Below are 10,681 nucleotides of genomic sequence, written 5' to 3'. Positions count from 1 at the left end.
CGGCCTCAGCTCGCGATCCCGCGGACCGCCGAGCGGTACCGCAGCTGGTTGCCGGTGGCGAGGATCGCCGCCCGGACCACCGCGGCCGGGGTGTAGAGGTCCTTGTCGTGCCACAGGGGGACCAGGTCGTACCGGCCGCCCAGGCCGCGCAGCCAGGCCTCGCCCGCCGCGATCGCCCGGCCGGCTTCGGGGGACTCGGCGGCGAGCAGGACGCGCAGCGCGTACGCGGTCTCCTCGGCGGTGGCGGCCCACCGGCCCCAGGCGCCGTCCGGACGCTGGGTGGCGAGCACCCAGGCCACCGCGTGCCGGAGCGCCGCGGCCGCGCCGGGGCCGGCCGCCGCCGGCACGGTCAGGCCCTGCACGCAGCAGGCGGTCGCGTAGTACGGGGAGGCGTGCCACTTGTCGGCCCAGCTGCCGTCCGCTTCCTGCGTCTCGCCGAGGAACCGGACGATCTTCGCGACCGCCGCGCTGTACCGGGCGGCGTCGGCCGGGCGGTGCGCCAAGTGCGCGTCGAAGGCCTCCAGGACGTGGGCGTTGGCGGTCGGCGACGCCGTCCGTTCGCCGTGCCAGCAGCAGAAGTGGTCGTCCAGTTCGAACTCGAAGAGGCACTCGGGAGCGCGGTGCCTGCCCAGCCGGGACAGCGCGAAGAACGTGGCGCTGGTCGTGTCCGCGTCGGGCGGCAGCCCCGGGCCGCCCCCGGTCGGCCCGGCGGCCACTGCGGCGCCCAGGGCGCGCACCAGCTCCGCGGGCACCCGGGCCCCGGGGAACCCGCGCAGGACGTCGGCGACGACCCACGCCCGTTCGAACTCGGTGATGGGCACCACCGTGGGCACCGGCCCGCGGTGCCGCGCGACCAGACCCTCCAGGAACCGGACGCTTTCCGGCTGCCCGCCGCGGAAGCCGGCGTCGGCCAGCCACCCGGCCGTGGACGGCGGTGAGCAGCCGACCGATCCGGCGTACGCGGTCACCGAGGCCGCGCCCGCGGCGGCGGACCCGGCCAGCTCCAGCGAGTGCGCGAGCTTCACCGGGATCGGCATCCCGGCGGCCACGGCGGCCCGGATCTGCGCCGGCTTGGCGGCGTCGACGTTGCGCGGGACGGGCAACCGGGCGAACCCGTGCGCGTTCACCTGCTCGATCAGGTCAGGCACGAGCAGCTCGACGGCGACGGTGTCGGGCAAGGCGACGGACTCGCCGGTGCCCAGCAGCCGGACCAGGGCCGCCAGGCCGGCTTCGGCGGCGCTGAGCAGCCGCGCGCGCGGCGCCGGGTCGAGCCGGTCCCGGCGCAGCGCGCTCAGCAGCGCCTCGGTGGCGCTGAGCGTGGGGACCAGCCGGTAGCCGCCGACCTCGCCCCAGGTGCCGTCGGGACGCCGGGTGGCGGCCAGGAACTCCAGACGGTCGTGGTGGCCGGTGAGCCAGGGAGCCGAGGTCACCAGCCGCCCGGTCGCGTACACCGAGGGCGAGACCTGGCCCGCCGGCTCGGCGAGCAGGCCGGCGAGCAGTTCGTGGACCGGGGGCATGCTGTCTCCTCCCACGGTCTCAGCGGTCCCGCTCGACGACGAGCCGCGCGATGCGGGTCAGCCGGTCGGCGGCGTGGGGGACCGGGCGGGCCTCGGCCAGCGCCGCCTGTGCGGCCGCGAGCCGGCGCCGGGACTCGGCGCGGGCCCACGCCCGGCCACCCGCTCGCTCGATGAGCGCGGCCACCGCGATTTCCTCCGCTTCGCCGAACGGCTCCGGGGAGGCGTAGCGCTCGGCCAGCTCGCGCGCGGCCGGCCCGTCGGCGTTCAACGCGGCCACCACCGGCAGGGACTTCTTGCGGGCCGCGAGGTCGGCGCGGACCGGCTTCCCGGTGACCGCCGGGTCGCCCCAGATCCCGAGCAGGTCGTCGACCAGCTGGAAGGCGAGCCCCAGGTGACTGCCGAACTCCTTCAACGCGGCGATGCGGGCGGTGCCGGCACCGCCCGCGCAGGCGCCGAGCGCGCAGGAGGCGGCCAGCAGCGCCGCCGTCTTGCCCGCGGCCATCTCGACGCACTCGGCCAGCTCCACCCGTTCGCGCCCAGCCAGGTTCAGGTCCGCGTTCTGGCCCTCGACGAGGGCGAGCAGCGCTTCGGCCAGCCACCCGGGCCCGGGCCCGGCCAGCGGGCCGTCGCTTTCGGCGAGCACCTGCCCGGCCAGCGCCAGCAGGGCGTCCCCGGCGAGGATCGCCGCCGGGACCCCGAAGGCCACCCAGGCGGTGGGCCGGTGCCGCCGCGTCCGGTCGCCGTCCATGATGTCGTCGTGCAGCAGGGAAAAGTTGTGCACGAGCTCGACGGCGACGGCCGCGTCCAGCGCGTCGGCCGGCCGCGCGCCGACCGCTTCCGCGGACAGCAGCGCCAAGGTCGCCCGGACCGCCTTGCCACCGTCGCCGCCGGTGCTCCAGCCGAAGTGGTGCGCGGCCAGGTCGGCCATCTCCGTCGGCAAGCGCTTCACCGCGACGCGCAGCGCCGGCGTCACCAGGTCCCGTCCCCACGCCATGATCTCCCCGGCGGAAAGGTCTTCCCGCGTCGCCATGTGAACGCCTCCCTCGCCGGGCCGATCCCGAACTGGCATCGTCCTGCGGGGCGCGCCCTGGCCACCAGTCGATGGCGCACGTGCCGGAGGTGAGTTTCACATGCCGGGGATCAGCTGTCCTCAGTGGACAGTCACAGCAGCCCGGCTTCGCTGGCCTTCCCGATCGCCTCGACGCGGTTGCGCGCGCCCAGCTTGTGCAGCGCCGACTGCAGGTACGTCTTCACCGTGTTGCGGGCCAGCCCGGTCGACTCCGCGATCTCCGGGTTCGTCTGGCCCTGCGCGGCCAGCCGCAGCACCTCGTACTCGCGGCGGGTCAGGCCGCTGCGGGCCAGCGCGTCCGAGCGCTGCCCGGCGTCGGGCAGGATCCGCGGGTCGACGACGCGCTCGCCGCGCAGCACCCGCCGCAGCTCGGTCACCAGCTGCGCGCCGGCGGCGTCCTTGAGCAGGCAGCCGTGCGCCCCCGACTCGAGCGCGGCCAGCACGCCCTGGTGGTCGCCGTGCGCGGTGAACACGACGATCTTGCCGTCCGGGTGCACCCGGCGCAGCTCGGTGACGACCTCCGGCGCGAGCATGTCCGGCAGGCGCAGGTCGAGCAGGATCACGTCCGGTGCCAGCGCCGCGACCCGCTCGATCGCCAGCCGCCCGGACTCCGCGGAGCCGATCACGCTCAGGCACGGGTCGGAGCGCAGCAGCAGCGTCACGCCGTCGCGGACCACCGGGTGGTCGTCGACGACGAAGACGGTCGCGGGCGTCACCGTCGCACCAGCGGCACCCAGGCACGCAAGGTGCAGCCGTCGTCCTCGTCCCGGACGAGGCTGATCCGCCCGCCGAGCCGCAGGGCCCGCCCGCTCAGCGTCCGCAGGCCCATGCCGGTGCCGGGGACGGCCTCGCCGCCGGTGCCGTCGTCGGCGACGACCACCTGGACGCCGTCGTCGCTGGGCAGCAGGCTGACGATCACCGACGACGCCCCGGCGTGCTTCTCGACGTTGAGCAGCCCTTCGCGGACCGCGGCGACCAGCAGCGCGGTCCGTTCGGCGTCCAGCGGTGGCACGGCCGCGAGCTGGACGAACCGGGCCGGGACGCCGCAGCGCGCCTGGAACGACCGGCAGTGCTCGGCCAGCTCGACCGGCAGCGCCCGCTCCGGGCTGGACTCCGACAGCGCCAGCAGCGACTCCCGCAGCGCGCCGGCGGCCGCCGAAACGTCGCCCTCGAGCCGGCGCAGCCGCGCCTCCAGGCCGGGGTTGCCGCAGGCGTCCGCGTGCAGGTCGCGCACCTGGACGCCGATGGAGAACAGCAGCGCGCCGACCGAGTCGTGCAGCGCGCTCTGCATCCGCAGGCGTTCGCCGGCCACCGCGGCCGTCCGGTCGGTCTCGGCGACCTTCGCCAGCTGCAACGCCGTCCCGGCCTCGCAGGCGACCTCCTCCATCCGCCGGACGGCGTCGTCGCCGAAGTCGGCGGGCTCGCGCATGGCCGCGTACGCGATGGCCACGGTCTCGCCGCGCGCGACGATCGGGACGGCGAGCATCGCGGCCAGGCCCTCGCCGCGCACCTGGGCGTCGAACTGGTGGGTGATCGCGGGCGAGCTGACGTAGTCGGTGACCCGCACCGGGCGGCCCAGCGCCAGCACGCGCCCGCCGATGCCCTGGCCGACGGGCACTTCGAGGTCCTGCAGCGAGCCGGTCCGGGTGCCCGACATCCAGCGGATCACGGCCAGTCCCGGCTGGTCGAGCTCGGCGACGAACCCGGCTTTCGCGCCGACGGCGTCCCGGACCAGGCGCGCGGTCCCGTGCAGCGCGGCGACGCGGTCGAGCGTGCCGAGCAGTTTTTCCCGCTCGCGCAGCAGCTCGCCCAGCACGGCGCTGTACTCGGCGACGTGCTCTTTCGCCGTCACGCGATCACGATGGCACACGGACTGTGGTTTCGGACATACCCGGCTGGAGAGGTACGCGGGCGCCGGGTCGACTTGAATGGGGGCGTGGAGATCCTCACCGACGCCGCCACGCTCGCGCTGTACACGACCGACGCGTCCAACTACCGGCACGTGCCCCGTGGCGTGGTGCTGCCGGAGACCGTCGACGACGTCGTCGCCGCGGTCGCGGCCGCCCGCGATCGTGACCTGCCGGTGATCGCCCGCGGGGGTGGCACGAGCGTCGCCGGCAACGCGTGCGGGCCGGGTCTGGTGATCGACACCTCGCGCCACGTCGGCGGCGTGCTTTCGCTGGACCCGGAGACCCGGCTCGCGCGGGTGCTGCCCGGCACGGTGCTCGACGACCTGCAGGCGGTCGCGGCGCCGCACGGGCTGCGGTTCGGGCCGGATCCGTCGACGCACAGCCGCTGCACGATCGGCGGCATGATCGGCAACAACGCGTGCGGCTCGCACTCGGTGGCGTGGGGCCGCACGGTCGACGTCGTCCGCTCGCTGGACGTGCTGCTCTACGACGGCACGCGGCTGCGCGTGGGCCCGGACGAGCCGACGGAGGGCCGGATCTTCGACGAACTGCGCGCGCTGGTGCGCGACAACCTGGCGTTGCTGCGCAAGGAACTCTCGACGTGGCCGCGGCGCGTGTCCGGCTACGGGCTCGAACACCTGCTGCCGGAGAACGGGTTCGACGTCGCCAAGGCGCTGGTCGGCTCGGAAGGCACCTGCGTCACGGTCCTCGGCGCGGAAGTCGAGCTGGCTCGGCTGCCTGCCCGTCGCGTGCTGGCGGTGCTGGGCTTCCCCTCGGACATCGCCGCCGCGGACGCGGTGCCGTCGATCCTGCCGTGGTCGCCGCTGACCGTCGAAGGCGTGGACGCCGAGCTCGTCGCGATGCTGCCGGGCCGCGCGGGCGACCTGCCGCCGGGCGGGGCGTGGCTGTTCGTCGAGCTGGCGGGGGACGACCCGGCCGCGCGGGCCCGGGACCTGGCCGCGTCCCTCGACCTGACGGGGTTCGCGATCGTCGACGACCCGGCCGCGCAGCGCGGGCTGTGGCGCATCCGCGAGGAGGGCGCGGGGCTCGCGACCCGGCTCGCGGACGGCTCGGAAGCGTGGCCGGGCTGGGAGGACGCGGCCGTCCCACCCGAGCGGCTCGGCGCGTACCTGCGCGAGTTCAAGGACCTCATGCGCGCGCACGGGCGCCGCAGCGTCGTCTACGGCCACTACGGCGAAGGCTGCCTGCACCTGCGGCTGGACTTCGACATGCTGTCTTCGGGCGGGATCGCGGACTTCCGGCGGTTCCTGGAGGAGGCCGCGGACCTCGTCGCCGCGCACGGCGGTTCGCTGTCCGGTGAGCACGGCGACGGCCAGGCGCGGTCCGAACTGCTGTCCCGGATGTACAGCCCGGAGATGCTCGACGTCTTCGCCCGGTTCAAGGCGATCTTCGACCCGGCCGGCCGGATGAACCCCGGCATCCTGGTGGCGCCGCGGGCGATCGACGCGGACCTGCGCGTCCGGGCCACGTCGAAGTCCTTCGAGGACAGTGTCTTCCTCGGCTACCCGGAGGACCGGGGGAGCTTCGGCCAGGCGATGCGGCGCTGCGTCGGCGTGGGGAAGTGCCGCAACACCAGCGGTGGCGGCGTGATGTGCCCGAGCTACCGGGCGACTCGCGAAGAGCAGCACTCGACCCGCGGGCGCGCGCACCTGCTCGCCGAGATGATCAACGGCGAGGTCATCACCGACGGCTGGCGATCGTCCGAAGTGCACGATGCCCTGGATTTGTGCCTGTCCTGCAAGGGATGCCTGTCGGACTGCCCGGTCGACGTCGACATGGCGACCTACAAGGCGGAGTTCCTGCACCACCACTACCGGCGCCGGCTGCGCCCGGCGTCGCACTATTCGATGGGCTGGCTGCCGCTGTGGCTGCGGGTCAGTGCGCGGATGCCACGGCTGGCCAACGCCGTCGGGCGGTCCCGCTTGGCGGGCTTGGTGAAACGGCTCGGCGGAATCGCGCCGGAGCGCTCGCTGCCTTCGTTCGCCCCTTCGCCGTTCACGTCGTCGCGGGCGGATCTGCGGCGGAAGGCGTCGGGGGAGCGGCGGGTCGTCCTGTGGCCGGATTCGTTCAACAACTACCTGACACCGTCGGTGCTCGAGGCCGCCCACGAAGTCCTGACCGCGGCGGGCTACGACGTCGTGCTGCCGGACCGCGGAGTCTGCTGTGGACTGACGTGGGTGTCGACGGGCCAGCTCGGCGTCGCGCGCCGCGTCCTGGACCGGACGCTTTCCGTGCTGGCGCCGTACCTGGACGACGGTTACGAGGTGGCGGGCCTGGAACCGAGCTGCACGGCCCTGTTCCGCGGCGACCTGCCCGCGCTGATGCCCGGCGACGCGCGCGCCTCGCTCCTCGCTCCGCGGACCTTCACGTTCGCGGAACTCCTCGAACGGGCGCCGATCCCGTTCGCGGCCTTGGACGTCGACGCGATCACGCAGGTCCACTGCCACCAGCACGCGGTCCTCGGCTTCGGCGCGGACGAGTCGGCGCTCGCGTCGGCGGGGGTTCGCAACACGACGCTGGACTCGGGGTGCTGCGGCCTGGCGGGCAACTTCGGCTTCGAGCGCGGCCACTACGAGGTGTCGAAGGCGGTGGCGGAGGACCGGATGCTGCCGGCGATCCGCGCGGCGTCGGCGGAGACGGTCGTCGTGTCGGACGGCTTCAGCTGCCGGACCCAGATCGAGCAGGAGTCCGGCCGCCGGCCGGTGCACCTGGCCGAGCTACTGCGCCGCGCGTTGCCCTGAGCCCCACCAGGCAGTCGCGAGGGCGTCCAGCGTGGGCTCCGGCGGCGCCGGCAGGACGTCGAAGTACCAGGGGAAGTTGCTGTAGACGTGCAGCAACGCGTACGCCAGGCACCGGCGCGGGTCGATCGGCTGCCCGTACGCGTCCAGGAAGCGGCGCAGCAGATCGCCGTCGCCTTTCGACACGAACAGGCCCACCGCGACGAAGTCGTACTCCGCCGCGCCGCGCATCGCGGGCTCGAAGTCGAACACGCCGGTGATGCGGCCGTCGGCGACCATGACGTGCTCGCGCATGAACTCCGTGTGCAGCGGCACGACCGGCGGCGTCCCGAGGTCGACGGTGTCGAGGAACGCCGGGATCCGCGCGACCCACGCCTCGTCCAGTCCGGTCTTCCGGTGGTGCTCCACGACCTTCGCGCGTTGCGCGGCCACGAACTCCGCCCAGTCTGCGGGCGCCAGCGCGGCCAGCCGCGGGTCGTCGACCGCGTGCAGGGTGGCCAGCAGCTCGCCCAGCTCGCGCACCAGCCGGTGTCTGTCCTCGGTGGACAGTGTCGGCCACGCGTCGGCGAGCGTCGCACCGGGCAGGCGTTCCATGAGCAGCCAGCCCCAGCCGTCGCGCTCGCCCGCGTCCTTCACCGCCGGCGTCGGCAGGGTGCCGTGCAGTGCTTCGAGGACGGTGCGCTCGGTCGTGCTCTCGGCGAGGTACACGGGCGGGTACAGCTTGAGCACCAGGTCGTCGCCGACGGCGTACACCGGCAGCGAACCCTCGGTGAACGGCACGACGTCGGCCCGTCCCAGCAGGGTGGTGACGGCGGGGAGCAGCGCCGCGCGGGAGAACTCCGTCTGGTTCGCCGCGGACGGGAAGGTCGCCATGATCCCGACCGTACGGCGGGTGTCGAGCGGTTATTCCGTGCGCTCCAACAGCGTCTTGGTCGCGGTGACCACCAGCCGGCAGATGTCGTCGGGGTCCGCGCTGGCCAGCGGTTCCTTCCCGCTGACCTCGCGGACCAGCGCGATCCCCATCAGCCAGGCGAGCGCGAGGTCCGCGCGCAGCTCGGCGTCCGGGGCGTCGGTCAGCGTGGCCAGCACCCCCGCGTACTCCTCGCCGATCTCCTGGCGGATGGCGGCCGCGACGCCGTCGCTGCCCGATGAGCGCAGGTACGTCTCGAGCGTCCGGTTCCGCGGCCCCTCGGGCGCCAGCATGCTGCGCAGGGAGGCGCTGAACAGTCGCTCGGGCGGCGTGCTGGCCAGCTGCTCGCGGCCGTCCCGGGCGATCACCGCCTCGAACAGCGCTTCCTTGCTGCCGAAGTAGCGGAACAGCAGCGCCTGGTTGACCCCCGCCTCGCCCGCGATGTCGCGCACGGTGGTCCGGTCGAAGCCGCGCTCGGCGAACAGCTTCGCGGCGGCGTCCAGCAACGCCCGCTGCGTCGCCGCCGCGTCCCGTCGCCGGCCGGCCTGTTCCGTCACGGGAGCAGGCTAACCGGCAAACGGGACAAGCGCGCTCCTACCCGGTCACCCGGATCGCCGCGGCCGGGCAGGTCAGCTCGGCCTGCCGGACGGCGTCGTCCTCACCGGCCGCCGGTTGGTCGGCGAGGAGGACGACCGTGCCGGTCTCCTCGTCCTGGTCGAACGTCCCCGGTGCGAGCAGGACGCACTGTCCGGACGCGACGCAGGCTTCGGTGTCGGCGGTGATCTTCACCGGGCTCACCACGTCACGGGAACGGCTTCGACGCCACCGGCGACGCGGTTCACGCGCACCGGGATGTCGTCGATCCCGGCCGCCAGCCGCAGGCCGGGGAACCGGCGGAACAGCTTGGGGAACACCGTCCGCAGCTCGGTCCGGGCGAGGTTGGCGCCGATGCAGACGTGCGCGCCGGTGCCGAAGGCCAGGTGGACGTTCGGCGTGCGGCCCGGGTCGAACTCGTCCGGGTCGGCGAACACCGAGGCGTCGCGGTTGGCCGCGTCGCTGGAGATCAGCACGGCGTCACCGCGCATGATCCGCGTTCCGGCGACCTCGACGTCCTCGTGGGCGTAGCGCAGCAGGCCGGTGCCGCTGGTCGCCGTCAGCCGCAGGATCTCTTCGATCGTCTGGTTCACCTCGCCGTCGGGATCGGCGGCGAAGCGGTCGCGGCGGGCGGTGTCGCTGAGCAGGAAGAGCGTGCCCATCGCGATCCGGGTGGACGTCGTCTCGTGGCCGGCGAACAGCAGGCCGGCGCCCATCCGCGCGAGGTCGTCGTCGGTGAACGTCGGGTCGTCCGCCTGGACGGCGACCATGTCGGAGATGACGTCCGGCTGCGGGTCCGCGCGCTTCGCCTCGGCCAGCTGCAGCATGTAGGCCTTGAACTCGGCCATCGCCGCTTGGGCGTCCGCGCCGCCGTCCATCATGGCGATCCGCTCGGACAGGCCGCGGAACTTCTCGCGGTCTTCGTACGGCACGCCCAGCATTTCGCAGATCACCAAGACCGGCAACGGGAAGGCGAGGAAGTCGGTGAGATCGACCGGCTCACCGGGTGTGGCGTCGTGCGCGGCCTGCAGGTCGTCGAGGCAGCGGTCGGTCAGCTCGGCGATCCGGTCGCCCAGCGCCCGCATGCGGGGCGCGGAGAACGCGGGCGCGAGCATCCGGCGCATCCGCTTGTGCTCGGCCTCTTCGGTGTCGAAGTCACCGCTCGGGCCGTCCTGGATCGCGGCGTTCGAGATGCGCGACGCTTGCTCCGGCGCCGGGTGCGACCGGCCGAAGCGCTTGTCGCGGAAGACTTCCTTGGCCTCTTCGTACGACGTCACCAGCCACGCCGGGTCACCGGCCGGGGTGAGCACCCGGCTGATCGGCGCCCGGCTGCGCAGGGTTTCGTAGTCCGGGGCGATGGCGAGCGCGTTCGCCCGCGCGAAAGGGAGGCGAGGCGTCTCTTCGGTGGTGGTCATGCGTCTCTCCTCAGTTCGGTTTCGAGGTCGGCGAGCCAGCGGAGTTCGGCGTCGAACTTCCCGAGGACGTGCCGCAGCGCGGCGCGGCCCCACGGGTCGTCCTGCCCGGCGGCGAGCGCGGTGAGCCGGGCGTGTTCGCTGGTCAGCGCCTGTTTCCGCACGTCGAGCACGCGGGCGCGTTCTCCTTGCCGCAGCCGGCTGAAGCTGCCGACGCGCGCGAGGAACTCCTCCTCGCTGAGCGCCAGTTCGGCCGGGAAGTCCGCGAGCATGTCGTGCAGCAGCTCCCGCCCGACGTCGGTGATCGTGTAGACGTGCCGCGGCGGTTTGGCCTCCTGTTCCTCCGCGCTGCGGCTCACCGCCCCGGCGTCGACGAAGCGCCGCAGGGTCGGGTAGAGCGAGTTGTTGGACAGGGTGTGCCCGGTCGAGGCTTCGACGGCCTTGCGCAGCTCGTAGCCGTGCATTGGCTCGCGGTCCAGCCTCGACAGCAAGAGGATCTCGATCCACACC

10 protein-coding genes are annotated in these 10,681 nt (G+C 73.9%); 1 reads left to right on the top strand and 9 read right to left on the bottom strand.

The features are described 5' to 3' along the window. Positions 1-5: 5 nt before the first annotated feature. The 4 genes from BLV96_RS42815 to BLV96_RS42800 all read right to left on the bottom strand — a co-directional run bounded on the left by BLV96_RS42815 (position 6) and on the right by BLV96_RS42800 (position 4,438). On the bottom strand, positions 6-1,517 hold the full coding sequence (locus tag BLV96_RS42815; RefSeq protein WP_086678378.1) for a prenyltransferase/squalene oxidase repeat-containing protein: 1,512 nt from the start codon (positions 1,515-1,517) through the stop codon (positions 6-8). Between the two features lie 19 nt (positions 1,518-1,536). Next, entirely contained in the window at positions 1,537-2,547 is a 1,011-nt protein-coding gene (locus BLV96_RS42810; RefSeq protein ID WP_086678379.1) for a polyprenyl synthetase family protein, read from the bottom strand. Between the two features lie 131 nt (positions 2,548-2,678). Next, positions 2,679-3,302: a response regulator gene (locus BLV96_RS42805; RefSeq protein ID WP_086678380.1), complete on the bottom strand. Its 624-nt coding sequence runs from the start codon at positions 3,300-3,302 to the stop codon at positions 2,679-2,681. Next, on the bottom strand, positions 3,299-4,438 hold the full coding sequence (locus BLV96_RS42800) for a GAF domain-containing sensor histidine kinase (protein ID WP_086678381.1): 1,140 nt from the start codon (positions 4,436-4,438) through the stop codon (positions 3,299-3,301). Before BLV96_RS42800 ends, BLV96_RS42805 begins: the two co-directional genes overlap by 4 nt. 84 nt (positions 4,439-4,522) lie before the next feature. Between BLV96_RS42800 and BLV96_RS42795 the strand changes: the two genes are divergently transcribed. Further along, positions 4,523-7,258: an FAD-binding and (Fe-S)-binding domain-containing protein gene (locus tag BLV96_RS42795; protein WP_086678382.1), complete on the top strand. Its 2,736-nt coding sequence runs from the start codon at positions 4,523-4,525 to the stop codon at positions 7,256-7,258. Here the strand turns inward: BLV96_RS42795 and BLV96_RS42790 are convergent. From BLV96_RS42790 to BLV96_RS42770, 5 genes are read right to left on the bottom strand one after another with little or no spacing between them, the layout of a single operon-like run. Next, positions 7,235-8,128 (bottom strand): phosphotransferase family protein, encoded by an 894-nt coding sequence (locus BLV96_RS42790; RefSeq protein ID WP_086678383.1) that lies wholly within the window; start codon positions 8,126-8,128, stop codon positions 7,235-7,237. The genes BLV96_RS42795 and BLV96_RS42790 overlap by 24 nt on opposite strands. 30 nt (positions 8,129-8,158) lie before the next feature. Further along, positions 8,159-8,722 (bottom strand): TetR/AcrR family transcriptional regulator, encoded by a 564-nt coding sequence (locus BLV96_RS42785; protein ID WP_086678384.1) that lies wholly within the window; start codon positions 8,720-8,722, stop codon positions 8,159-8,161. 37 nt (positions 8,723-8,759) lie between these two features. Beyond that, a complete protein-coding gene (locus BLV96_RS42780) occupies positions 8,760-8,954 on the bottom strand; it encodes a ferredoxin (RefSeq protein ID WP_086678392.1) in 195 nt (64 codons plus the stop codon). Positions 8,955-8,959: 5 nt separating this feature from the next. Then, positions 8,960-10,174, bottom strand: a complete 1,215-nt coding sequence (locus BLV96_RS42775; protein ID WP_086678385.1) for a cytochrome P450 — start codon at positions 10,172-10,174, stop codon at positions 8,960-8,962. Next, the gene (locus BLV96_RS42770) at positions 10,171-10,680 is read right to left on the bottom strand and encodes a PadR family transcriptional regulator (protein WP_086678386.1); all 510 of its coding nucleotides are present in this window, start codon (positions 10,678-10,680) and stop codon (positions 10,171-10,173) included. Before BLV96_RS42770 ends, BLV96_RS42775 begins: the two co-directional genes overlap by 4 nt. Position 10,681 lies beyond the last annotated feature (1 nt).

It is taken from the genome of Amycolatopsis pretoriensis (assembly GCF_900107925.1).
In the GTDB taxonomy this organism is placed as follows: Bacteria; Actinomycetota; Actinomycetes; order Mycobacteriales; family Pseudonocardiaceae; genus Amycolatopsis; species Amycolatopsis pretoriensis.
This window is presented reverse-complemented; position numbering and strand designations above follow the sequence as displayed.

Excerpts from the sequence above, each read along its gene's own strand:
- BLV96_RS42815 (WP_086678378.1), bottom strand. The coding sequence starts at position 1,517 with ATGCCCCCGGTCCACGAACTGCTCGCCGGCCTGCTCGCCGAGCCGGCG.
- BLV96_RS42810 (WP_086678379.1), bottom strand. The coding sequence starts at position 2,547 with ATGGCGACGCGGGAAGACCTTTCCGCCGGGGAGATCATGGCGTGGGGA.
- BLV96_RS42790 (WP_086678383.1), bottom strand. The coding sequence starts at position 8,128 with ATGGCGACCTTCCCGTCCGCGGCGAACCAGACGGAGTTCTCCCGCGCG.
- BLV96_RS42775 (WP_086678385.1), bottom strand. The coding sequence starts at position 10,174 with ATGACCACCACCGAAGAGACGCCTCGCCTCCCTTTCGCGCGGGCGAAC.